Below are 22,766 nucleotides of genomic sequence, written 5' to 3' on the forward strand. Positions count from 1 at the left end.
TCACGTCGGACGACTGACCACCGTCACGGCGCCCAGTTGGCACGCGCCCGGGCACCCCACCCTGCTGGCACGCGCCCGGCATCCTGCTCAGCTGGGACACGCCCGGGCCTCCTGGCCTGTTGCAGGGGTCAGGGCATCTGCAGGGGCGAGGCGCTTGGGGTGACGCGGTGCGCTTCGGGGTGGCAGGGCCTGGCTGCCGGGGGTTTGTGGACGGCTGAGGGTGTGCTGGGGGTGTTTGGGTGGCATTGCCTGGGAGGCGGGGCGTGGTGGTGGCGGCGTCCGCCCCGACGCCGCCACCACGCTCCCTCGGTCAGCACGGTTCGAGTCAGGCACGTCGCCGTGCTCTGGCCCTCCGGTCCCGACGGGAAGACCCTAGGAGATGGCGCTTTTGATTGGCTTTTTTGGCCTACAACCAGGGCGTCAGGTCGGGGCGTTTGGGGAGGACGCCGTCGCCCGAGCTGGTTCCGCGCAGGCGGCGGGTGACCCAGGGCATCAGGTGCTCCCTGATCCACTGGGCGTCCTCGCGGCGTTTGGCACGTGGGTCGAGGGCGCGTTCCGGCCACTCCTTCTGCCACGACTCGTCGAACGGCACCCCGAGCACGTCCAGGACCCGGGCGGCGACCAGGCGGTGACCGTCCTCGTTCATGTGGAGACGGTCAGCGCTCCATGCCCGCCAGTCGCGCAGCCCCTGCATGGACCACTGGTCGACCAGGCGGCAGCCGTACAGGTCGGAGATGGAACGTACGTGCAGGTAGAAGACGGCGAACTTGCCGCGCATGTGGCGCATCAGCGGGGTGTCGCGCGGGTCGACACCCGTGAACAGCAGGACGTCGGCGCCGGCCGCGCGCAGGGTGCGGGCGGCGGCGGCGAGCTTCTTGGCCATCGTGTCGGGGTCGCTGCCGGGACGCAGCAGGTCGTTGCCGCCCGCGCACAGGCTGACCAGGTCGGGAGCCATCTCGGCGGCGATCGGGACCTGCTCGGCGACGATCTGGTCCATCAGCTTGCCGCGGACGGCGAGGTTGGCGTACCGGAAGGCCGGGTGGTCCACGGCGAGGCGCTCGGCCACCCGGTCGGCCCAGCCTCGGTAGTGGCCGTTGGCGCCGGGGTCGTTCAGGCCTTCGGTGAAGCTGTCGCCGAGCGCGACGAAAGAGCCGTAGTGCCGCATTACTTGCTTGCCATCTCCATGATCGCGTGCAGGGCGAGGACGTAGGAGCGTAGCCCGAACCCGGCGATCGTGCCGGTCGCCACACCGGCCACCACCGAGTTGTGGCGGAACTCCTCGCGTGCCGCGGGGTTGGAGATGTGCACCTCGACCAGCGGCGCGGTGCGCTGGGCTATCGCGTCGCGCAGGCCGTAGGAGTAGTGGGTGAACGCGGCCGGGTTGAGCACGACCGGGATCTTGCCGTCGGCCGCCTCGTGGATCCAGCCGATCATCGTGGCCTCGTCGTCGGTCTGGCGTACCTCGACCTCGACGCCGAGCTCCCGGCCGGTGGCCTTGCACAGCTCGGTCAGGTCGGCGAAGGTCTCGGCGCCGTAGACGTCGGGCTCGCGGGTGCCGAGGCGGCGCAGGTTGGGGCCGTTGAGCACGTAGATCATCGGGCGATCTCCTTGTACGCCGCCGCCAGCAGCTCCTCCGCCGGATCCTCCAGGCGGCCCGGCTTGGCCAGGTCGTCCAGGACGACGAAGCGCTGCTTGGCGCCGCGGTTCTTCTTGTCCAGGCGCATGTGCTCGCGCAGCTCCGGCCAGGCGTCGGCGCGGTAGGCGGTCGGCAGGCCCACCGAGGTGAGGATGCTCCTGGTCCGTTCGACCAGGTCGGCCCGGCCGGCCAGCCGCGACAGCTCGGCGGCGTACATCATGCCGATGGCCACGGCCTCACCGTGGCGCATGAGGTAGTGCTCGTGGCGTTCGATGGCGTGCGCGAGCGTGTGGCCGTAGTTGAGGATCTCGCGCAGCCCCGCCTCGCGCAGGTCGGCGCCGACGACGTCGGCCTTGACCTGGATCTTGCGCTCGATGAGCTCGCGGGTGTGCTCGCCCTCGGGCCGCGTGGCCGCGTCGGGGTCGTCCTCGATCAGCATGAGGATCGTCGGGTCGGCGATGAACCCGCCCTTGATGATCTCGGCCAGGCCGGCCACGTAGTCGGCGCGCGGCATCGACGGCAGCGTCGCCAGGTCGCACAGCACGCCGGCGGGCGGCAGGAAGGTGCCGACGAGGTTCTTGCCCTCGGGGGTGTCGATGCCGTTCTTGCCGCCGACCGCGGCGTCGACCATGGCCAGCAGCGTCGTCGGCACGAGCACGACCTTGATGCCGCGCAGCCACGTGCCCGCGACGAACCCGGCCAGGTCGGTGGTCGCGCCGCCGCCCACGCCGACGACCGCGTCGGAGCGGGTGACGCCGTAGCGGCCGAACGCCGACCACAGCCCGGCGGCCACCTCGACGCTCTTGGCCTGCTCGCCGTCGGGCACCGGCAGCTCGACCACGTCGTAGCCGGCCTTGGTCAGCGCCTCGCAGACCGGGCGGGAGATCTCGGGCAGCGTCGAGGGGTGCACGACCGCGACCGTGCGCACGCCCTCGCCCAGCAGGCCGGGCAGCTCGCCCAGCACGCCGGCGCCGATGACGACGTCGTAGGGGCTGTCGCCCTTGACGGTGATCCGTCCCACGCTCATGCCCCGAGCCCCTTCGCGATCTCCTCGACGAGCTCGGCGGGCTCACGCCCGTCGGTGGCGACCGTGAGAACGGCCAGCCGCTCGTAGATCGGGCGCCGGGCCTCCATGAGCTTCTTCAGCTGGCTGCGCGGGTTGAGCACCAGCAGCGGCCTGGCCGAGGCGAGCCCGACCCGCTGGACCGCGTCGGTCAGCCCCACCTGGAGGTAGACGACCGGGTGCCCGGCGAGCAGCTCCTGGGCGTCCTCGCGCAGGATGGCGCCGCCGCCCAGCGACAGCACGCCGTCGTGCTCGGCCAGCGCCGCGCGTACGGCGGCGAACTCCAGCTCGCGGAAACGCTCCTCGCCGTCCTCGATGAAGATGTCGCTGACCGGCTTGCCGGCGACCGCCTCGACGTCGGCGTCGGTGTCGCGGTAGCCGACCCCGAGCTTGTCGGCCAGCAACCGGCCGAGGGTGGACTTCCCCGACCCGGGCGGCCCGATGAGAACTGCACGGCTCATTGGTCGCTCACCACTCCTCATTCGCTGCGCCGGGCGCGCTCACTTGATCACCATCGACGACAGGTAGCCGGACAGGTTGCGGGCGACCTCCTCGACGGAGTCGCCGCCGAACTTCTCGAGCGCCGCGTCGGCCAGGATCAGCGCGACCATGGCCTCGGCCACGATGCCGGCGGCCGGGACCGCGCAGACGTCGGAGCGCTCGTGGTGGGCCTTGGCCGCCTCGCCGGTCAGGACGTCGATGGTGGCCAGCGCCCTCGGGACGGTGGAGATGGGCTTCATGGCGGCGCTGACGCGCAGGATCTCGCCGTTGGACATGCCGCCCTCGACGCCGCCCGCGCGGTTGGTGATGCGCTTGACGCCGTCCTCGGTGGTGTACTCGATCTCGTCGTGCGCGCGGGATCCGGGACGGCGGGCGGTCTCGAAGCCGTCGCCGACCGCGACGCCCTTGATGGCCTGGATGCCCATGAGCGCCCCGGCCAGGCGGGAGTCGAGGCGGCGGTCCCAGTGGGTGTAGCTGCCCAGTCCGGGCGGCAGGCCGTACGCGAGGACCTCGACGACGCCGCCGAGCGTGTCGCCGTCCTTGTGCGCCTGGTCGATGACGGCGACCATCGCGGCGCTGCCCTCGGCGTCGGAGCAGCGGACCGGGTCGTCGTCGATGCGCTGGAGGTCGCCGGGGCCCGGCAGGATCTCGGCCGGGGTGCGCGCGCCGCCGATCTCGGTGACGTGGCTGACGATGTCGACGCCGAGCGCCTGCTTGAGGAAGCGCCGGGCGACCTCGCCGAGCGCGACCCGGGCCGCGGTCTCGCGGGCGCTGGCCCGGTCGAGGACGTTACGGGCGTCGTCGAAGCCGTACTTCTGCATGCCCGCCAGGTCGGCGTGGCCGGGGCGGGGGCGCGAGCGGGGCGCGTTGCGCCCCATGCCCTCCAGCTCGGCCGGATCGACCGGGTCGGCCGCCATGACCTTCTCCCACTTGGGCCACTCGGTGTTGCCGACGCGGATGGCGACGGGACTGCCCATCGTGCGCCCGTGGCGCACGCCGCCGACGATCGTCACCTCGTCCTGCTCGAACTTCATCCGGGCACCGCGCCCATAGCCGAGACGGCGGCGGCGCAGCGCCTCGTCGATGGCGGCCGTCGTCACCTCGACCCCGGCCGGCAGGCCCTCCAGGATGGCAACGAGTTCGGGGCCGTGGGATTCTCCGGCGGTCAACCAGCGCAACATGCCCCCAAGTCTTCCATGCGTGGCAGTGTGCTGATGTCGGTGTTCAGTTGCCGAGACAGAGCGCGCCGAGCGCCCCGAGCAGCATGAACGGCCCGAACGGGAACTCGGTGTCGCGCCCGCCCCGTTTGGTGGCCAGCAGCCAGACGGCGTAGAGGGCGCCGAGCACCTGCCCGCCGAGCGCCGCGGCCACCCACTGCTCCCAGCCGAGCGCGCCCGTGGCCATGCCGATCAGCCCGGCCAGCTTGACGTCGCCCAAACCCATGGCCGTCGGTCTGGCGAACCACAGCACGCCGTACAGGAAGGCCAGCGCGACCCCGCCCAGCAGCGCCTGCATCACCTCGCCCGTGGGCACCAGCGTGAGCGCCAGCAGCGGATAGGCGGGCAGCGTGAGCACGTCGGGCAGCCGCGAGGTACGCCAGTCGACGACCGCCAGCGCGATCCCCACCAGCACGAAGAAGAGGTACGGCAGGCCCGCCCGCCAGACCACCAGCGCGCAGAGCCCGGCACCGGCCAGTTCGTGCCAGGGCGGGAACCGATACCGCGGCCACCGCACCAGCGCCCGCCTGGCCTCGGCCCGCGTGTCGGCAGGCTCGGCCTCGAAACCGTCGGCCATCGCCCGGACGTACCCGCCCCAGAGCAGCCCGGTGAGCGCACTCACCGCGATGAGAAGGCCGCCCACCCCCCGAGCGTAACCACGCGCCCCCACCCCGCACAGCCGAAAGCCCCAGCCCGGAGACCCCCGCAGCTAGTTGCGGCGCCAGGGCCAGCGGATGCCGCGCTTGGCCGGTTCGAGGCGGGCGACGGTGACGCCCTCGGCGGTGGTGCCGGTGGCGATCGCGGCCAGCGCCGCCAGCACCTCGCCCTCGATGACGAAGGACACCGGCCCGGCCACGTCCACCACCACGGCGGCGGCCTTCTCCCCCGCGGCCGCCCGGCACACGTCGAGGGTGCTCACCTGGATCGGCCGCGCGTCGGGCCGCCACAGGGCCAGCGACCGCGCCGAGGTGAACGCGAGCACCGCCTCCCGCCCGTCCTGGCCGACGAGCTTGGGCAGTGCCATCTCGCTTTCCTTCTCCTGCTTGAGCCCGTGCTCGCCGACCTCGGAGGAGGTCAGCAGCGCCACCACGGGCACCAGCAGCCGGGCGCCGCTCAGCGCCGACAGCACCCCGGTGGCGTCGGCCTCGCCCGCCGCGTAGGCGGACAGCGCGGCGGCGACGGCGGCGTCGGCGCTGCCGTCGTCATCGGGTACGAGGGGCTGCGGAATGCTCGGCACAACGCACGAGATTACGCCCGGCTGCGCCCTGCTGCAGCCGGGCGCAGCCGGGCGCACCGGGGCACATCAGGGCGCACCAGGGCGCAGCCCGGCTATGCCAGGGCGGGTTTGAGCAGGGTCAGGACCCCGGCCTCGGTGTCGAGGCGGGCGGGTACGCCGATGGGGTAGGTCTGCATCGGGATGTTGTGGCCGATGTCCGCCCCGGCCAGCACCGGCACGCCGAGGTCGCCGAAGCGGTCGGCGAGCAGCCGTTCCACGTCACCGGGGTCGCCGCACTCGGTGAACGTGCCGAGCAGGATCCCGGCCACCCCGTCGGTGTAGGTGGACCGGCGAAGCTGGGTGAAGATGCGGTCGAGGCGGAAGGTGTACTCGTCCACGTCCTCCAGGAAGAGGATGGCGCCCTTGGCCGGCAGCGACGTGTCGGTCCCCAGGCTCGCGGCCAGCAGGCTGGCGTTGCCGCCGACCGTGACGCCCTCGGCCACCCCGGGCACGATGGCACGCGCCCCGGCGAACCGCAGCTCGGTGACAGGCGTGGTGATCATGGCCATGAGCTTGTCGAACGCGTACGAGCCCGCGCCCTCGTGGAAGGCGTCGCAGGCCACCATCGGCCCGAAGAAGCTGCCCCACCCGAGCTTGACGGCCAGCGCCTCCAGCAGCGCCGTCACGTCGGAGTACCCGGCCACGACCTTGGGCGCGCCCGGGTCGATGCGCGACCAGTCGACGAGCTCCAGCGTGCGCTGGGCGCCGTAGCCGCCTCCCGCCATCAGCACTCCGGCGTACGCGGGGTCGGCCAGCGCCCTGGTCAGGTCGGCGGCGCGCAGGGCGTCGTCACCGGCGAGGTAGTCGAAGCCGGTCCCGGCGGCCCGCGCGGAGTCGAAGACCTCGGGCTCCAGCCCGAACGCCTTGAGCGCCGCGACGCCGCCCGCCAGCTTGGTCTGGTTGCACGGGCTGGAGGCGACGATGACGGCGACCCGGTCGCCGGGGCGCAGGGCGGGCGGGGGGATGAGGCGGTTCACTGAGGTACCTCCGAACAGGCCACGGAATCGGCCGGGGACAGGACGGGCAGATCGATCGTGTCGCATCCGGCGACACGGACGGGACACCTGGGGTGGAAACGGCACCCTGTGGGCACGCGGGTGGGGTCGGGCGGCTCGCCGGTGAGCACGATCCGCTCGGGCGAGTCGGGCAGGACCGACAGGAGCGCCCGGGTGTAGGGGTGGCGGGGCCGTAGCAGCACCTCTTCGACGGTGCCGGTCTCGACGATCCGGCCCAGGTACATGACCGCGACCCGGTCGGCGATGTTCCAGGCCAGGCCGAGGTCGTGGCTGACCACGAGCGCCGACAGGCCCAGCTCGTCGCGCAGGGACAGGATGAGCTTGAGTATCTCCCCACGGACGGAGGCGTCCAGCGAGGCCACGGGCTCATCGGCGACGATCACCGAGGGGTTGAGGGCAAGGGCCCCGGCTATGACCACACGCTGCTGCTGCCCGCCGGACAACTCATGCGGAAAGCGCCGGTAGAACTCCTCGGGCGGTCGCAGCCCGGCCTTGGAGAGCGCCCCCCGCACCCGCTCCCGCAACCCCTCACCACCCAGAAGCCGCTCGCTATCGCCGAGCAGACGACGCTCGCTGTCGCGGTCTGAAAGCCCCTGGCCGTCGCGGGGCAGGAATCCTTGGCTGTCGCGAAGTGAGTAGCTCTCGCTGTCGCGGAGCGGACGCCGCTCGCCTTCGCGGCCTGAAAGGCCCTGGTTGTCGCGGGGTAGCGGGTCTTCGGTGTCGCGGGGTGGAAGCCCCTCGGTGTGGGGCGGTCGGCCGGTTCTGGCGCGCAGGCGGCCGCCCCCCTCGCCGTGCAGGCGGGGGCCTTCGGCGACGGCGTCGAAGACGTTCTGGCGGGGGTTGAGGGCGCCGCCCGGGTCCTGGAGGACGAGTTGGACGCGGCGGCGGAAGGCGCGCATGCGGCGCGGGTCCAGGGGCTCGCCCTGGTACAGGACCTGGCCGGAGGTGGGGGGTATCAGGCCGACCAGCGCCCTGGCCAGCGTGCTCTTGCCGCAGCCGGACTCGCCGATGAGGGCGACGATCTCGCCGGGCCGTACCTGGAGGTTGACGCCGTCGACGGCGCGCGCGGGCGGGCGGCCGCCGCGGGCGGGGTGGACGACGGTCAGGTCGCGGGCCTCAAGCATGGACCTCTCCCTCCAGCACGCGCACGCACGCCGCGGTGCGCGCGGGTCCGCTCGGCCACAACACGACCTCCCCGGTACGGCAGGCGTCGCCCGCGTCCCCACATCGGGGGGCGAACGCGCATCCGGCGCCCAGGTCGCCTCGGGGCGGGTCTCCGGCCAGGCCCATCGGGTTGCGGCGGGAGGCGGGGTCGCCGATGGCGGGGAACGCGCCGGCCAAGGCCCGGGTGTAGGGGTGACGGGGGTCGCCGATGAGCTCGCGGGCGGGGCCCTGCTCGACGATCCGCCCGCCGTACATGATGGCGAGGGTGTCGCAGAGCTGGGCGAGGACGGACAGGTCGTGACTGATCATGATGACCGCGATGCCGGACTCGCGCACGAGGCCGGACAGCAGGTCCATGATCTGTGCCTGGACCATCACGTCGAGTGCGGTGGTGGGCTCGTCGGCGATGATCAGGTCGGGGCGGCAGGCCAGCGCCATCGCGATCATGATGCGCTGGCGCTGTCCGCCGGAGAACTCGTGCGGGTAGCCGCGCAGCCGCTCCGGCGGCAGGCCGACGCTCTCCATCAGCTCGGCGGCGCGCTGCCTGGCCTGCTTATGGGTGGTTTTGTCGTGCAGCAGGATCGGTTCGCACAGTTGCTCGCCGATGGTGCGCACCGGGTTGAGCGCGCTCATCGCGCCCTGGAAGACGACCGAGGCGGCCGACCAGCGTACGGCGCGCAGCCGGGCCCAGCGGGCGGTCAGCAGGTTCTCGCCCTTGAAGATCACCTCTCCGCTGACCTGGGCGGTGGCGGGCAGCAGACGCAGGAGGCCGAGCGCCATCGTGGACTTGCCGCAGCCCGACTCGCCTGCCACGCCGAGGGTGCGGCCGGGTTCGAGGGTGAAGCTGACGCCGCGTACGGCGGGTGTGCCTCCGTAGGCGACGCGCAGGTCGCGGACCTCAAGCATGCTGCACCATCCGGGGGTTGAGCAGGTGTTCCACGGCGCGGCCCGTCAGCGTGAAGCCGAGCACGACGAGCAGGATCGCGAGGCCGGGCGGCATCAGGTACCACCAGGCGCCGGCGGTGACGGCGCCGCCGGAGAAGGCGGTCTGCAGCATCGAGCCCCAGGTGACGCTGGTGGGGTCGCCGAGGCCGAGGAAGGTCAGGGTGGCTTCGGACAGGATGGCCGAGGCGACGGTCAGGGTGCTGGAGACGAGCACGAGCGGCATCACGTTGGGCAGCACGTGCCGGAGCATCACCTGGCGGTTGCCGGCGCCGAGCGCTCTGGCGCGTTCGATGAACGGCCTGGCCTCCACGGCGAGCGTCTGGGCGCGGACGAGGCGGGCGGTGGCGGTCCAGGAGGTGACGGCGATGGCGATCGTGATGGAGGCGGCGCCCTGGCCGAGCACGGCCGACAGCGAGATGGCCAGCGGGAGGCTGGGCAGGGCGATGAACCAGTCGGTGACGTGCATGAGCGCCTGCCCGATCCGGCCCTGGTAGTGGCCGGCGAGCAGGCCGACGGCGGTGCCGAGAAGCACGGTCAGCGCGGTGGCGATGAGGCCGATGCTCAGCGACTCGCGGCTGCCCCAGATGACCAGGTGGAGGATCGAACGGCCGGCCAGGTCGGTGCCGAGCGGGTACGCGGCGCTGGGCGGGGCCAGCCGCGGGCCGTCGACCCTGACCACGTCGAGCTGGTCGTCGCCGATGTGCAGCGGGGCGGTGAGGGCGAGCAGGGCGAAGGCGGCCAGCACGCCGATCCCCCACAGGCCGGAGCGCTTCATTGGACCCGCACCCGGGGGTCGAGGAAGCGGTAGGCGAGGTCGGCCAGCAGGTTCATGAGGATCACGCTCGCGCTGAAGATGATGAAGGTGCCCTGCAGGAGCGGCAGGTCGGGGATCTTGAGTGCCTCGTAGGTGAGGTAGCCGAGTCCGGGCCAGGAGTAGACGGCCTCGACGGTGATGGCCCCGGTCACGAGCGTGCCGAGGTGCATGAAGATCATCGTCACGGAGGGCAGCAGCGCGTTCGGCACCGCGTGCTTCCTGCGCACGTCGGCGTCGGTCAGCCCTTTGGCGCGGGCGGTCAGCAGGTACGGGCTGCCGAGCTCGTCGATGACGGAGGCGCGCATCACCGTCACGTACTGGGCGAAGACCACCAGCACCATCGTCAGCGCGGGCAGCACCAGGTGGCGGGCGACGTCCAGCACGTGTTCGAGGCCGGTGGCGGCCAGCGACGGGTCGCTCATGCCGCCGCTGGGGAACCAGCCGCTGAACAGCACGAGCAGGATCATCCCGAGCCAGAACGTGGGCACCGACCACAGCGTCAGCGAGGCGCCGGAGGCGACCTTGTCGAACAGCGTGCCGTGCCGCCAGCCGCTGTGCACGCCCAGCCAGAGCCCGAGCGCGATGGAGATCACCGCCGCCGCGCCCATGAGCAGCAGCGTCGGCCCGAGGCGCTCGGCCACCAGCGAGGAGACCGACTGCTGGAACTGCCAGGAGAAGCCCAGCTCGCCGCGGAGCGTGTCGCCGGCGAAGGTGAGGAAGCGGTACCAGACCGGCTCGTCCAGGCCGAGCTGGACGCGGATCTGGGCGAGCTGCTCCTCGCTGGTCGGCCGCCCCCTGGTGAGGGTACGCACCGGGTCGGCGGGCATCAGGCTGAAGATCACGAACCCGATGACCAGCGTGACCAGGAAGCTCACCAGGGCCGCGGCGACCTTCTTGCCGAGGTACCTACTCACGGTCGGCCCCGCCGGCGCGGCGACGCCAGACGAGCACGCCGCCGAGCACCACGACCAGGGCGATCCCGCCGGCGACCCAGGTCATGCCGCTCCCGGACCCCTCCGCCTTGGCCGCGGTCGTCGCGGTGGCCGGGGCGGCGTTGAGGTAGCTCCAGAAGGCGGTCTGCGACGGGTAGACGCCGTCGGCGTCCGGCTTGCCGAGCGTGAGACCGGTGACGGTGTCCTTGCGCGCCACGTCCAGGCCGTCGGCGTAGTAGTAGATCTGGTTGACGTTGGCGGCGTAGAGGATCTCCTGCATCTCGCCGATGACCTTGGCCCGCTCGCCCTGGTCGAACGTGGTCAGCTGCTTCTTGAACAGCTCGTCGAAGGCGGCGTCGCAGAAGAAGGAGTCGGTGTTGCCGCCGGTGCCGTCGTCCTTGGGCAGGGTGCCGCAGCTCTGGATGCCCAGCAGGTACGTGGGGTCGGGCCCGGTGGTCCAGGCGTCCATGAGCAGGTCCCAGTCGCCCTTGGCCAGGTCGCTGTTGAGCGCGGTCATGCTGAGCGACTGGATCGTCAGCTTGATCCCGATCTCCTTCATCCAGCCCACCACGTAGCCGGAGATGGCGGCGTCGGCCGCGTCGTCGGAGTGGATGCCGAAGCGGAAGGCGAGCGGCCTGCCGCTCTTCGGGTCGGTGCGCACGCCGTCGGCGCCCTTGGTGTAGCCGGCCTCGTCGAGCACCCGGTTGGCCTGCGCCGGGTCGTACGGGGTCGGCTGGGCCGGGGTCCAGAACCACTGCGGCCAGGCCGGCGGCAGGTAGCCGTGGCCGAGCCGGCCGACGCCGTCGATCACCTTCGTGACCAGCGTCTGCTTGTCGGTGGCCAGCGCGATCGCCTTGCGCAGCGCGGGGTCGCCGAGTGCCGGGTGGCCGGTGCCGATCTTCTTGCCGGACCGGGTGCGGGCGTTGTGGTTGATCTCCAGGCCCATCCAGCCGTTGCCGACCGTCCGCACCGCCGCGATCTTCGGGTCCGCCTGGAGCGCCTTGAACTGGGTCGGGTTGACGCCGGCCTTGTAGTCGATCTGGCCGCTGCGCAGCGCCGCCACGGCCGCGTCGCCCGACTTGAAGCTCTGCAGGACCAGGTTGTCGAACTTCGGCGGGCCGAGCACGAACTCCTTGTTCGCGGTGAACTTGGCGTACTGCTCCTGCTTGTACTCCGTCAGCGTCCACGGGCCGTAGCCGACCAGCGGGAAGACGTCGTTCTTGGCGTCCTTGAGGTTCTTGGCGAGCGGTTCCCAGACGTGCTTGGGCACGATCGGGATGCCGCTCATCGGGTGGCTCACGTACGGCACGCTCGCCTGCGGCGCCTTCGTCTTGATCACGAGGGTCGCCGGGCCCTCGGCGGTGACCTTCTCGAAGTTGGAGACCAGGGAGCCGTTGGCGGTGCCGGCGACCGCGTCCGTCATGATCAGGTTGAGGGTCCAGGCGGCGTCCTCGGCGGTGATGGGCTTGCCGTCACTCCACTTCAGGCCCTCCCGGATCGTGAACGTCCAGGTGAGCCGGTCCGCCGACGGCTCCCACTTCGTCGCCAGGTAGGGGCCGGGCGCGCCGCTGGGGTCCAGGGAGTTCAGCGACGGGTAGACCATGCCGAACGTCTCCAGGGCGCCGTTGAAGAACGCCAGGAACGGGTTGAGCGTGTCCACGCCCGAGCCGTCCATGGCGGCGCGCAGCACCGTGGACCGCACAGGGGGCGCCGCCGCGCCCGCGGGAGCCGCGGGCACGGCGAACGCCAGGGTGAGCGCGCAGAGGACGGCGCCGATCCGTCTCATGGGGGGTGCTCCTTCCGGTCAGGTGTGAGAATGCTGACCAGATGAAGGGACGACCCCAAGATTCGTGCACGCTTGCGTCCCTGAGCGACGAAAACGTGGTGGGTGGTAAGAAGATCAGCCCAGGTCGGCGATGGCGGCCACCGGGCCGCCGCCCGAGGGGCCCTGGTGCACCGCGGCCACCGAGACGAACACCGCCGGATCGCCCGTCACCGCCGCCGCCACGCCGCCCACGGTCGCCTTGATCTGCCGGTGCCAGTGCACGTCGGAGTCGTCGAGCATGATGTTGCGCCGCCCGCGCACCCGCCCCGACGGGTCGGCCTCGCACTTCATGAAGACGTTGACCAGCCGCTCGCCCAGGTCCGAAGGATGCGGCCGCTCGGGCAGGTCGAGGCCGCTGTCGCGGATGGCGGCCCAGATGCCGTCGGCGTCGAGGGCGTCCTTCATCACGCTGTGCCCGATGCGGTAGCGTCCGCCGACGCCGCGCACGTTGCCCACGAGCACGATCTGCGCCCGGTCCAGCTCCACCCCCGACGAGCAGGAGGCGACGCTGGAGTAGAGCGACAGGTCGCGGAAGATCTGCTCTTCCGAGGGCATCTCGATCTCGCCGAGCGCCACCGCGATGCCGAGGGCCGTGGTGGCGTTCGACAGGTCCATGGACGGGCCGGTCTCCTCGATCGCGGTGTCCTGGCCTCGGCTCTTGGCGTCGGTGATCGTGGCCAGCGTCAGCAGCGGCGTCTTGGTCTGCACGTAGTGCACGTCCGCCGGGTCGTCGATGCCGGCGATCTTCATGGCCTCGCGTACGCCGGCCGCGACCTTCTCCACCATGGCCGGGCGGCCGATGTCCTCGGGCAGGATCACCTCGCTCATGGCCACGCCCACCGACAGGCGCGGCTCGTCGGAGGCGGGCGCGTCCGCGGTCGTGGCGAAGATCGTGGCGTGCGGGCTCAGCACCCCGTCGGTGCCGCCCGACCACACCAGCGGCACCGAATCCGGCGCCGGGTGCCCGTGCCTTTCCAGCACCTCGCGGAAGGCGCGGTCGGCCAGGATCCGGGTGTAGTCGTTCACCCCGCCGTTGCCCTCGGTCTTGCCGACCACCGCGAGCACCCGGGACGCCTCGATCACCCCGTCCGCTATCAGCCGTTCGAGCCCGGCGGCGTCCGTCACGCTCTCGATCGGCACTTTGCGTACCTCGATCGGGTCCGGCATCTATTGCCCCTTCTCCACTTGTGTACCGACATCTCCGTCCAGGGCGGCGGCGATCTCGGGGAGCGAGGTGATCACCGCTCGTTCCCCGCCCGCCGCGACGAAGCGCAGCGCCGCCTCCACCTTCGGTCCCATGCTCCCCCCGGCGAAGTGCCCGGCGGCGTGCAGGACACGCAACTCGGGCAGGGAAATCCGGCCGATCGGGCGCGGGTCGGGCCCGCCGTACCCGATCATGGCGTGTGGCACGTCCGTCGCGATGATCAGCACCTTCGCCCGTACGGCCCGCGCCAGCAGCGCCGCCGCCAGATCCTTGTCGATCACCGCCTCGACGCCGGTCAGGACGCCGCCCGGCTGCCGCACCACCGGCACTCCCCCGCCGCCCGCGGCCACGACGGTGAACCCGGCGTCCATGAGCGTGGTCACCGCGCCCGCGTCGAGGATCTCCAGCGGCTCCGGCGAGGCCACCACCCGGCGCCACCCCCGGCCGAAGCTGCGCCACGTCTGGCCGAGCTTCTCGAAGCGCCGCGCCTCCTCCTCGGTGAAGTAGCGGCCGATGGGCTTGACCGGCTCGGCGAAGCCCGGGTCGGCGGGGTCCACCAGCGTCCTGGTGACGACGGTGGCGACGCGGGGGCCGAGCGCGTTCATGATCAGGGTGCCGATCGTGGCCTGGGTCTGCGCGCCGCACCAGTCCAGCGGCACGGGCGGCACCACGGCCGCGGCCAGCTGGTTCTTCAGCAGCAGGTTGCCCACCTGGGGGCCGTTGCCGTGCGTGAGCGTCACCCGGTGGCCGGCGTCCAGCAGCGTGCGCACGTGCCGCATCGCCTCCTCGACCGCCGCGCGCTGGTGTTCGGGCGCCGCGCTGCCGTCCGGGGCGGTCATGGCGTTGCCGCCGAGTGCGATGAGTAGCCGTTCCCCCACGCAGGCGACGCTAGCCGAGCGGCTCGGCCCCGTTCATGGGCAATGTCTGCCGACGTCGTGACGAGATGTACGGCATGGCGGACATTCCTCGTTCGTTCCAGCCGCGCGCGGCGAGAACCACGAGGCGCCCGGCCGGGCCATCGAGCCGGCCCCGGGCTACGCCTGGCGCTGTGCAGGCGGGGGCATCCGGCTGGGGCGCGGGGAGTAGGGCGGGCGTCGGTAGAGTCGCCGCATGATGCGTGAGACCACGGCGAACGGGTTGAAGATCGTCTATCGGGAGGAAGGCCCGGCCGACGCTCCCCTCATGGTGCTGATCCACGGCAGGACCGCCAACCACAACGACTGGAACGGCATCATCCAGCACTTCGCCAGGCGCTACCACGTGCTGGCTCCCGACCTGCGCGGGCATGGCGAGAGCGCGTACCCGGGCAGCTATGCGCTCCCCGACATGGCCGACGACGTCGCCGGGCTGCTCGACGGGCGCAGGGCGGTGATCGTGGCGCACTCGCTGGGCGCGATGGTGGCCTTCCACCTGGCGATGCGCCGTCCCGAGCTGGTGGAGCGCCTCGTGCTGGAGGATCCGGGCGCGCCGCTGCCCATGACCGGGCGGGCGGCGCTGGTCCGCGACGACTCCACCGGGTTCGACTGGGAGATGGTGTTGCAGACCGAGCGGCAGTTCGTGGACCCGGATCCGGCGTGGGCCGAGGGGCTCACCCGGCTGGCCGTGCCGACGCTGGTGCTGTCGGGCGGGCCGAGCAGCCAGATCAGGGCCGAGCCGGTGGCCGAGCTCATTCCGGGCGCCGCGCTGGTCACGATCGACGTCGGCCACCTGATCCACAGGGACGCGCGCGCCGCTTTCCTGGAGGCCGTCGAGGAGTTCCTGGAGGCCTGATCGTAGAGTGCTGAGGCATGCGGATCACGGTAAGCGCTTCCCCTGCCCTTCGAGCCCAGTTCTTCCCCGACCTCGATCGGTTGCTCGCACTCGGCGACGTCCGGATCGTCGACGACCACGCCGATCTGCCCGCCGCGTTGCCCGGCACGCGGGTGCTGGTGACCAGCTGGGGCGCGCCCGCGCTGGGACGTGAGCTGCTCGACCTGGCACCCGAGCTGCGGCTGCTGGCCCATACGGGCGCGACCGTGAAGCCGTTCGTGACCGGCGAGTCGTGGGCCCGCGGCGTCCGGGTGACCCAGGCGGGCGCGGGCATGGCCAGGTCGGTGGCGGAGGCGTCGCTGGCGTTCACGCTGGCGTTGCTGTACCGGCTGCAGCGCTTCGACCACGCGTTGCGCTCCGGCGCGGACTGGGCCGCCGCCTCGGAGGCGCCGCCCCGGCACGAGATCCTCGGCTGCCGGATCGGGGTGGTCGGCGCGTCGCGTACCGGCCGGGCCTACATCGACCTGGTACGCGCGCTGGGCGCCGAGGTGGCGGTGCACGATCCCTACTTCGAGGGCTCGGTCGGCCTGGACGACCTGCTGGCCACGAGCCGGGTCGTGGCGCTGCACGCGCCGGTGCTGCCCGAGACCAGGCACATGATCGGCGCGCGTGAGCTGGCGCTGATGCCGGACGGCGCCATGCTGGTCAACACCGCGCGCTCGTGGCTGGTGGACCAGGATGCGCTGCTTGCGGAGCTGCGTACCGGGCGGCTGGACGCGGCGCTCGACGTGTTCGACGAGGAGCCGCTGCCGACCGATCACCCGTTCCGGCGGCTGCCGAACGTCCTGCTCACCCCGCACCGGGCGGCCGGCACCGTGGAGTGCTACCGGCGGCTCGGCGACATCGTGATCGACGAGATCGCCCGCTTCGCCGCAGGCCGGCCCCTGGAGCACGAGGTCACGGCGGAGATGCTGTCCAGAATGGGCTGACCAGGCGTGACCGTAATGTCACAAAGATCCGCGAAGGTAGGGAGAGTGGCTACGAAGCTCGGCGAGCACTTGCGGGACCGGCTGCGCACGTTCGGGCTGATGGCTCCCTCGGTGGCGCAGTGCTCGGTCGGCGCGGCGCTGGCCTGGGTGATCGCCACCCAGCTCCTCGGCCACGCCCGCCCGTTCTTCGCGCCCATCGCCGTGCTCATCTGCGTCGGCGTCGGGCTCGGGCAACGGCTGCGCCGGGTGATCGAGCTCGTCGTCGGCGTCAGCCTCGGCGTCGGCGTGGGCGACCTGCTCGTCGCCTCGATCGGCTCGGGCCCGTGGCAGATCGCGCTGGTCGTCGGCCTCGCCATGTCGGCGGCGGTGCTGCTGAACAGCGGCGCGCTGTTCGTCGCGCAGGCCGGGTCGTCGGCCGTGCTGGTCGCCACCCTGCTGCCGCCCGGCGACACCGGCGGCCTGGACCGCATGCTCGACGCGCTCACCGGCGGCGTCGTCGGCATCGCGGCCGTGGCGCTGCTGCCCGCCAGCCCCTTCGCCATCGCCGCCAAGCACGCCTCCGGGGTGCTCGACGCGCTGTCCACGGTGCTGGAGAAGTGCGCCGAGGCGATCGAGAAGCGGGACGCGGACCTGGCCGCCGAGGCGCTGGAGGAGGCGCGCGGCACCCAGGCGGTGATCGAGGAGTTCGAGCAGGCGCTGGAGACCAGCCGGGAGATCGCCACGATCTCGCCGCTGCACTGGCACCGCCGCGCCCGCCTGAGCCGCTACGAGAGCGCGGCGGTGCCCGTGGACCTCGCGCTGCGCAACGCCCGTGTGCTGGCCCGCCGCACGCTGGCCGCGCTCGGCGAGACGTCGCCGCCGCCGACCACGCTGGCCACCTCGCTGCGCGAGGTCTCCGAGGCGACCCTGCTCCTGCAACTGGAGCTCGGCGCGGGCCGCGAACCCCAGCTCGCCCGGCAGGCCCTGCTCGCCGTGGCCGCCCGGCAGCGTCCTGACCGGCTGGGCTTCTCCGCCGACGTGATACTCGCCCAGTTGCGCTCGATCGTGGTCGACCTGCTCCAGGCCACCGGCATCAGCAACGACGAGGCCACGGCCGCGCTGCCCCCGCTGGACTTCACCCCGCCCTGACCAGCTCCATCGCGGCCAGCGCCGTGCTGCCCAGCCCGCCGGCCAGCACCAGCAGCGCCCCGGCCAGGGGCAGGTGGCGGGTCCAGCGGTGCCGGGTCACCGTACCGAGAAGATCACTCCCACGCAGTACGGCCAGCCCGACCGCCGACAGCGTGAGCGCCATGCCCACCCCGAAGGCGGCGACCAGCACGAGCGCGACGAACGCCCGGCCGGACAGCAGGCCGGTCAGCAGCAGCAGGAAGGCCGACGGCGAGGGCAGCAGACCGCCGGAGACCCCCAGCGTGACCAGCCCGCGCCGGGTGAGCAGCGACCCCTCGTGCCCATGACCGTGTCCGTGTCCGTGGCCATGCCCATGACCGTGCCCATGGCCGTGCCCGTGCCCGTGCCCGTGGCCGCCCAGTGCGCCCTGGGCGCGCAGGTGGCGGTACACCAGGCCGCCGCCCACCGACAGGACCGCCGCCGCCCCGGCCAGTTGCAGCCAGCGGGTCACCGCGCCCAGGTCGGGCGCGTTGTCCACGGCCAGCCACCACACCACAGCCAGCACCGCCACCGACACCGTGTGCATGAGCGCCACGACGCCGCCCAGCCGCACCGCGTCCATGGGACGAGCCTGGCCGCCGAGCAGGTAACCGGCGGTCAGCGTCTTGCCGTGCCCGGGAGCGCAGGCGTGGGCCGCCCCCGCCACCAGTGCCACCAGCAGCGCCAGCGGCAGGAACCGGTCGATCAGCGACGGCAGGTCCGTGGTGAACGACGTGGAGGTGGCCGTGGCCGCGGTGCCGCTGAGCCGTACCGGATGGGCGGGCGCGTCGGCGGTGTGGAGCGCGCCCGAGCCCGACGGCGTGACCGACACCGTGCGGTAGGCGGCGTTGAGGTCGTGCAGCAGCGTCACGCTCACGCGCAGCTCGCCGGCCACCTGGGGGCAGTGGAAGCGCAGCACGGCGCCGGTCGTGGCCAGCGCCCCGGTACGCACCTCGGTCACCGGGCAGTCGGCCGCGCCCTGCCGGACCGTCACCCCACGCCGGAAATATCCGTCGAGGGCGGGGACGGCCTTGGTCAGCGCGGCGATGTCGTCGGCGGCCGCCGACCAGGTGATCTCGACCGCCGGGCCGTCGGCGCGGATCTTCGCCACGGGCGGCGGGCCGAAGGGGTGTGCCCACCCCGGACCCGCCGCCCCCAGCAGGATCAGCGCCACCGCGCCCGCGACCGCGAGCAGGCGAGCCAATCCCTTGGTCATCTAGCCGCCAGCGCGTGCAACGACCCGTCGTCGCTCAGCGCGAACACCGTGTTCCCGCTCACCGACAGCGCCGAGGCGACCCCGCCGCCCAGGTCGTAGGCGGCCAGTCGCCGTCCCGTCGCCCGGTCCAGGGCCACGACCCGGCCGTCCCAGGTGCCCGCGTACACCGTGGTCTCGGTGGCCAGCGCGTGCGCCGCCGGCGAGCCTGGCCCGTTGGCCTTGCACGAGCTGCCGGAACGCCACGGGTCCTCCATCGGGCTCTCGCCCGGCAGGTAGCCGGTGGGGGTCTCCCACAGCGTCTTGCCGGTCGCGCTGTCGTAGGCGCGGACCATGCCGTCCTGGCCGGCCACATAGGCGAGGTTGCCCCAGGTCGCCGGGCTGGTCACGGGCGGCGGGCCGTACTCGCAGACCGCGGCCGTGCCCACCTTGGCGTGCCAGCGCACCGCGCCGTCGGCGCCGTGCCCGCGGGTGCCGGTGGCGGTCGTCGTCACCAGCCCCGACTCGCTGAACACCGGCGAGGACTGCGAGAAGATGTCGCCCCCGGTGTCCACGCTGGTCAGCTGCTTGCACGTGGCCAGGTCCATCGAGATCAGCGACTGGCTGGAGCCCGAGTGCAGCCACGCGGTGGTCGAGCCGGGCTTCCTGATCGCGGTGCTGTGGAACTCGCCCCACGCGACCGGCGCGTTGAAGCCGCCGGGCAGCCGCTCGCCGGTACGGGCGTCGCGGCAGCGCACCCCGTCCCACTCGTGGTAGACGGCGACCGCGCGGCCGTCGGGCAGGTCGAACACGCTGACCGGCCCGCCGGCGCGGCCGTAACGCCGCACGGTGCCCTGCTTGACCTCTTCGGCGTCGATGGTCTCCCACGCCACCCTGCCGGTCCGCTCGTCCAGCGCGTAGACGCGCCCGACGCCGGTCGTCAGGTAGACCTTGCCGCCGTGCACGGCCGGGAAGGACTCGGCGTCGCCGTCGAGGTAGGTGCGCCACAGCTCACGTCCGGTGCGCGCGTCATAGGCCAGCATCATGCTGTACGGCGAGGCGAACGCCTGCGAGGCGACGATCACCCTGCCACCCGAGACGGCGGCCCCGTTGAGGTGGAACTGCTCACCCGTGTTGGCCGCCCACCGCAGATCCAGGGCGGCGCCCGGGTTGTCGGTGGAGGCCGAGCGGCCCTGCTCGTCGCCGCCCTGCCGCAGCCAGTCGCCCTTGGGCTCCGGCCGCGAGACGCGGGAGTCCGGCTTGACCTCGAAGGTGGTGCGCACCTTCGGGAACGGCTTGCCCTTGCTGTCCCTGACGGTCAGCTCGGCCGTGTACGTGCCCGGGTGCAGGCCGGTGATCCGGTCGCTGACCCGCGTCCACGACACGTGCGCCTTCGGACACGACTCGCCCTTGTAGCAGTTGACGATGCCCCTCGGCCGGGTCTCCTCCCCGAAGCGCAGGTGGTCGCGCTTCCAGACGGGCCACCCGTTCTTGGCGCGGACGGTCAGCTCGGCCCTGGACGGGGTGCGGCCGTCGTCCTCGGCGTAGATCTCCAGCGGTACGCCGGCCTTCTTGCCGTGGACGCTGCCGGTCGCGGGGCTCACCAGCGAGACGTCGTCGTTGACGCCGAACTGGCGGTGCACGCCGGTGACGTAACCCTTGTCCCTGCCGGTGATCGCGCTGAAGTCGAGGATCTTGTAGTCGGGCCGGGCGGCGTCGATGCCGTACATGCCCATGTTGTTGACCTCGACCGAGCGGGCGAACGCGCCCCGGCGGTACTCGGCCTGCTGGTTGTGCCCGGCGGCGAACATCCGCACGTCGTACTTGGCCAGCTCGTCCACCGTCGGCTGCATGCCGGCGCCCGGACCCCAGCGGGTGAACAGCGACCGGTGCGCGAACACGAACACCTGCTTGCCCACCGCGTGCCTGCGCAGGTCCTCGCGCAGCCACTGGAGCTGCGGGGCCAGGCCGCGGGTGTCGTAGTTGTCCTCCAGCACGACGATGTGCCGTCCGTCGCGGTCGAAGCTGTACCACTCGGGGCCGACGTTGCGCCGCCAGAACTCCAGGCTGCCGCCGTACCCGACCGAGGTCGCGGTGCCGCCCACGTCGTGGTTGCCGATCACCGGGTAGAACGGGTGTCCCAGCTTGCCGTCGCGCAGGCCGTTCCTGAGCAGGTCGTAACCGCCCTGACGGCGGGCGGCGTCGGCGTAGTCGGTGACGGTCAGGTCGCCGGTGGTGATGGTCAGCGTGGCGCCGTCCACCTCGGACATCGCCTTGACCTGGCCGGTCCAGCGCGGAGCCGCGCTCTGGTACTCCTCGTCGGTGCGGTTGCCCACCTCGACGTCGGAGACCATCAGCCACTTCTCCTTCGGGTCGGCCGCCGCCTTGGAGGGCACCAGGGCGAAGTCGACGCCGGTCTGCTGGTCGAGCTGGCGGAAGAAGCGCGGGATGTAGTCCTCGCGCAGCACCGGCTGGTAGCCGTCGGGCGAGACGACGTAGACCATGTCGGTCTCGCGGCGGTTGCGGTCGACCTGGATGCTGTAGGTGCCGTCAGCCGCGGTCGTGGCCCAGTTGGCGCCGTCGGTCACGGACACGCGGGGGAAGCCCGCCTCGCCGCGGTCCTTGGCGCCGTTGCCGTTGCGGTCCTTGAACACCGTGCCCGTGATGGTGACGATGTCGGCGCTGGCCCCGGCCAGCGTGAACGTCGCCGGGTCGCTGAGCATCTCGTAGCCGTCGTCGAACATGAAGTAGCCGGTCCAGGAGCCCTCACCGAGCGCGGTGGTGGGGATCGAGACCGTGCCGGAACCCAGCGGCGCCCGCACCCACACCCGCGAGGCCACCACGCCCGGCTTCTCGCCCGGACCGTAGAGCCCGATCCAGTTCAGGGCGTTGACCCTGTCGGTGGAGTAGCTGAAGGTGACGGGCTGCCCGGCCTTGGGGTCGGTCGTGGTCATCTTCAGCGTCCCGGCCGCCGCGTCCGCACTGTCCGCGCTCGGGCTCGGCGTGGGCGTGGCCTCCGCCGTACCTTCCGGCGTGGCGTCCCGCGCCGCCTTCTCCCCGCCGGGCGTCTCCCCGCCGGGCGTCTGCTCGGCCGTCGTCTCGGCGGCGGGCGGCTCTGCGGCGGGCGTCTCGGCTGCGGGCCGCCCGGTGGCTGGCGTCGGCGCGGGCTCGGGGCTCGCGGCGATGGCCGCCTGCGGGGCGAGCACCGCGACGCTCACGGCGACCGCGATCGCCGCCCTGCTCCGCCACGTCCGCCGTCCGGTGGCACCCCGTCCGGTGGTCGCCGCGGCGCCCCTTCCGGTACGGCGCAGCAGTACCACCACCAGGAGCGCCAGCAACGCCAAAGCGGCCAGCACACCCACGACGAACGGCCACACGGCGCGGACCGGAGCGTGCGCGCCGGTCACGTCGATCACCGGCGCGGCGGCGTTCACGTTGGCCGCGGTGCCGTCGAACTCGGCGATCACCTCGGTGAGCCCGCCCCGGTCCAGCAGCGGCGCCAGATCCAGCGCGTCCACTGCGCACGACCAGGCCAGCTCGACCACCACTCCCCCGGACACCCCGCCGCCGTCACCGGAGACGCCGTGGGCGCTGACCGGGCAGGGCGTGGGGAGCAGCGCGGAGGCCCAGGCGCCCGCGCCTTCCGGGCTGACGACGTCGCGGTGGACGATCAGCCGTCCACTGGTCACCCCTTCGGAGGTGGCCACGACGAGTTCGGCGTGCTGCCGGGTCAGGTGCGCGGAGGCCGGGCCTGCGCACAGCGCCACCCCTGCCGCGACCGCCAAGAGCAGCACGATGGCTTGCCACAATGACGTTAATTGTCTAGACATGTTCGGCAGCGTAGGGAGCGTCCCCTCCGGCGGAGAAGGGGCATTATCCAACCGCCCTGGATAATTCACCGCGCTCCCACCGGACGTTCATCTCGCGGGCGAGGCGACTCGCGCACACCTCCCCCGCACCCTGACGTCCGGCGGATCGTCCAGACCGTCCTGCGGTCAGGCGCACATGAGAACGGGACGCCCGTCGCGGACGTCCCGTTCGTGGAGCGGGATGCTCGTCCCCGCTCGTGGAGTGGGGCGCTCGTCCCGCTCGTGGAG

At 72.5% G+C, this 22,766-nt stretch carries 20 protein-coding genes; 3 read left to right on the forward strand and 17 right to left on the reverse strand.

Annotated features, from left to right (window positions below; genetic code table 11):
• Positions 1–406 precede the first annotated feature (406 nt).
• The 15 genes from HNR40_RS18730 to HNR40_RS18800 form a co-directional block, all read right to left on the reverse strand.
• The gene (locus HNR40_RS18730) at positions 407–1,165 is read right to left on the reverse strand and encodes an SGNH/GDSL hydrolase family protein (RefSeq protein WP_184962858.1); all 759 of its coding nucleotides are present in this window, start codon (positions 1,163–1,165) and stop codon (positions 407–409) included.
• A complete protein-coding gene (gene aroQ, locus HNR40_RS18735; RefSeq protein WP_184962860.1) occupies positions 1,165–1,596 on the reverse strand; it encodes a type II 3-dehydroquinate dehydratase in 432 nt (143 codons plus the stop codon). Before aroQ ends, HNR40_RS18730 begins: the two co-directional genes overlap by 1 nt.
• Positions 1,593–2,663, reverse strand: coding sequence for a 3-dehydroquinate synthase (gene aroB, locus HNR40_RS18740; protein ID WP_184962862.1), 1,071 nt, complete (start codon positions 2,661–2,663; stop codon positions 1,593–1,595). The genes aroQ and aroB overlap by 4 nt, the downstream gene beginning before the upstream one ends.
• On the reverse strand, positions 2,660–3,181 hold the full coding sequence (locus HNR40_RS18745; RefSeq protein ID WP_281395379.1) for a shikimate kinase: 522 nt from the start codon (positions 3,179–3,181) through the stop codon (positions 2,660–2,662). The genes aroB and HNR40_RS18745 overlap by 4 nt, the downstream gene beginning before the upstream one ends.
• A gap of 18 nt (positions 3,182–3,199) precedes the next feature.
• Positions 3,200–4,381 carry a chorismate synthase gene (gene aroC / locus HNR40_RS18750; protein WP_221340513.1) on the reverse strand — a complete coding sequence of 394 codons (1,182 nt, stop codon included), beginning with the start codon at positions 4,379–4,381 and terminating at the stop codon, positions 3,200–3,202.
• A gap of 43 nt (positions 4,382–4,424) precedes the next feature.
• On the reverse strand, positions 4,425–5,060 hold the full coding sequence (locus tag HNR40_RS18755) for a prepilin peptidase (protein WP_184962866.1): 636 nt from the start codon (positions 5,058–5,060) through the stop codon (positions 4,425–4,427).
• Positions 5,061–5,126: 66 nt separating this feature from the next.
• Positions 5,127–5,654 (reverse strand): SseB family protein, encoded by a 528-nt coding sequence (locus HNR40_RS18760; protein ID WP_184962868.1) that lies wholly within the window; start codon positions 5,652–5,654, stop codon positions 5,127–5,129.
• 92 nt (positions 5,655–5,746) lie between these two features.
• Entirely contained in the window at positions 5,747–6,670 is a 924-nt protein-coding gene (locus tag HNR40_RS18765) for a S66 peptidase family protein (RefSeq protein WP_312896412.1), read from the reverse strand.
• Positions 6,667–7,833: an ABC transporter ATP-binding protein gene (locus HNR40_RS18770; protein ID WP_184962870.1), complete on the reverse strand. Its 1,167-nt coding sequence runs from the start codon at positions 7,831–7,833 to the stop codon at positions 6,667–6,669. Before HNR40_RS18770 ends, HNR40_RS18765 begins: the two co-directional genes overlap by 4 nt.
• Positions 7,826–8,779: an ABC transporter ATP-binding protein gene (locus tag HNR40_RS18775; RefSeq protein WP_184962871.1), complete on the reverse strand. Its 954-nt coding sequence runs from the start codon at positions 8,777–8,779 to the stop codon at positions 7,826–7,828. Before HNR40_RS18775 ends, HNR40_RS18770 begins: the two co-directional genes overlap by 8 nt.
• Entirely contained in the window at positions 8,772–9,593 is an 822-nt protein-coding gene (locus tag HNR40_RS18780; RefSeq protein ID WP_184962872.1) for an ABC transporter permease, read from the reverse strand. The genes HNR40_RS18775 and HNR40_RS18780 overlap by 8 nt, the downstream gene beginning before the upstream one ends.
• On the reverse strand, positions 9,590–10,546 hold the full coding sequence (locus HNR40_RS18785) for an ABC transporter permease (protein WP_184962873.1): 957 nt from the start codon (positions 10,544–10,546) through the stop codon (positions 9,590–9,592). Before HNR40_RS18785 ends, HNR40_RS18780 begins: the two co-directional genes overlap by 4 nt.
• Complete coding sequence (locus HNR40_RS18790) at positions 10,539–12,350, reverse strand: ABC transporter substrate-binding protein (RefSeq protein ID WP_184962874.1); 1,812 nt, start codon at positions 12,348–12,350, stop codon at positions 10,539–10,541. Before HNR40_RS18790 ends, HNR40_RS18785 begins: the two co-directional genes overlap by 8 nt.
• 114 nt (positions 12,351–12,464) lie before the next feature.
• A complete protein-coding gene (bar, locus tag HNR40_RS18795; protein ID WP_184962875.1) occupies positions 12,465–13,556 on the reverse strand; it encodes a barbiturase in 1,092 nt (363 codons plus the stop codon).
• On the reverse strand, positions 13,557–14,471 hold the full coding sequence (locus HNR40_RS18800; RefSeq protein ID WP_312896413.1) for a carbamate kinase: 915 nt from the start codon (positions 14,469–14,471) through the stop codon (positions 13,557–13,559).
• 232 nt (positions 14,472–14,703) lie between these two features.
• Here HNR40_RS18800 and HNR40_RS18805 point away from each other — a divergent pair, with 232 nt between their 5' ends.
• The 3 genes from HNR40_RS18805 to HNR40_RS18815 are packed head-to-tail and all read left to right on the forward strand — an operon-like array spanning position 14,704 to position 17,459.
• The gene (locus HNR40_RS18805) at positions 14,704–15,363 is read left to right on the forward strand and encodes an alpha/beta fold hydrolase (RefSeq protein WP_221340514.1); all 660 of its coding nucleotides are present in this window, start codon (positions 14,704–14,706) and stop codon (positions 15,361–15,363) included.
• A 17-nt stretch (positions 15,364–15,380) separates the two neighbouring features.
• Positions 15,381–16,331 carry a hydroxyacid dehydrogenase gene (locus tag HNR40_RS18810; protein WP_184962876.1) on the forward strand — a complete coding sequence of 317 codons (951 nt, stop codon included), beginning with the start codon at positions 15,381–15,383 and terminating at the stop codon, positions 16,329–16,331.
• Positions 16,332–16,376: 45 nt separating this feature from the next.
• The gene (locus HNR40_RS18815; RefSeq protein WP_312896414.1) at positions 16,377–17,459 is read left to right on the forward strand and encodes an FUSC family protein; all 1,083 of its coding nucleotides are present in this window, start codon (positions 16,377–16,379) and stop codon (positions 17,457–17,459) included.
• On the opposite strand, the gene HNR40_RS18820 is transcribed toward HNR40_RS18815, so the two are convergent.
• The gene (locus HNR40_RS18820; RefSeq protein ID WP_184962878.1) at positions 17,446–18,693 is read right to left on the reverse strand and encodes a hypothetical protein; all 1,248 of its coding nucleotides are present in this window, start codon (positions 18,691–18,693) and stop codon (positions 17,446–17,448) included. The two genes, HNR40_RS18815 and HNR40_RS18820, sit on opposite strands and share 14 nt — an antisense overlap.
• Entirely contained in the window at positions 18,690–22,499 is a 3,810-nt protein-coding gene (locus tag HNR40_RS18825) for an outer membrane protein assembly factor BamB family protein (RefSeq protein ID WP_221340515.1), read from the reverse strand. Before HNR40_RS18825 ends, HNR40_RS18820 begins: the two co-directional genes overlap by 4 nt.
• Positions 22,500–22,766: the final 267 nt, after the last annotated feature.

Source organism: Nonomuraea endophytica, assembly GCF_014203235.1.
Taxonomy (GTDB): domain Bacteria; phylum Actinomycetota; class Actinomycetes; order Streptosporangiales; family Streptosporangiaceae; genus Nonomuraea; species Nonomuraea endophytica.

Excerpts from the sequence above, each read along its gene's own strand:
- HNR40_RS18820 (WP_184962878.1), bottom strand. The coding sequence starts at position 18,693 with ATGACCAAGGGATTGGCTCGCCTGCTCGCGGTCGCGGGCGCGGTGGCG.
- aroC (WP_221340513.1), bottom strand. The coding sequence starts at position 4,381 with ATGTTGCGCTGGTTGACCGCCGGAGAATCCCACGGCCCCGAACTCGTT.
- HNR40_RS18825 (WP_221340515.1), bottom strand. The coding sequence starts at position 22,499 with ATGTCTAGACAATTAACGTCATTGTGGCAAGCCATCGTGCTGCTCTTG.
- HNR40_RS18775 (WP_184962871.1), bottom strand. The coding sequence starts at position 8,779 with ATGCTTGAGGTCCGCGACCTGCGCGTCGCCTACGGAGGCACACCCGCC.
- HNR40_RS18805 (WP_221340514.1), top strand. The coding sequence starts at position 14,704 with ATGATGCGTGAGACCACGGCGAACGGGTTGAAGATCGTCTATCGGGAG.
- HNR40_RS18770 (WP_184962870.1), bottom strand. The coding sequence starts at position 7,833 with ATGCTTGAGGCCCGCGACCTGACCGTCGTCCACCCCGCCCGCGGCGGC.
- HNR40_RS18780 (WP_184962872.1), bottom strand. The coding sequence starts at position 9,593 with ATGAAGCGCTCCGGCCTGTGGGGGATCGGCGTGCTGGCCGCCTTCGCC.
- HNR40_RS18730 (WP_184962858.1), bottom strand. The coding sequence starts at position 1,165 with ATGCGGCACTACGGCTCTTTCGTCGCGCTCGGCGACAGCTTCACCGAA.
- bar (WP_184962875.1), bottom strand. The coding sequence starts at position 13,556 with ATGCCGGACCCGATCGAGGTACGCAAAGTGCCGATCGAGAGCGTGACG.
- HNR40_RS18810 (WP_184962876.1), top strand. The coding sequence starts at position 15,381 with ATGCGGATCACGGTAAGCGCTTCCCCTGCCCTTCGAGCCCAGTTCTTC.
- HNR40_RS18790 (WP_184962874.1), bottom strand. The coding sequence starts at position 12,350 with ATGAGACGGATCGGCGCCGTCCTCTGCGCGCTCACCCTGGCGTTCGCC.
- aroB (WP_184962862.1), bottom strand. The coding sequence starts at position 2,663 with ATGAGCGTGGGACGGATCACCGTCAAGGGCGACAGCCCCTACGACGTC.
- aroQ (WP_184962860.1), bottom strand. The coding sequence starts at position 1,596 with ATGATCTACGTGCTCAACGGCCCCAACCTGCGCCGCCTCGGCACCCGC.
- HNR40_RS18745 (WP_281395379.1), bottom strand. The coding sequence starts at position 3,181 with ATGAGGAGTGGTGAGCGACCAATGAGCCGTGCAGTTCTCATCGGGCCG.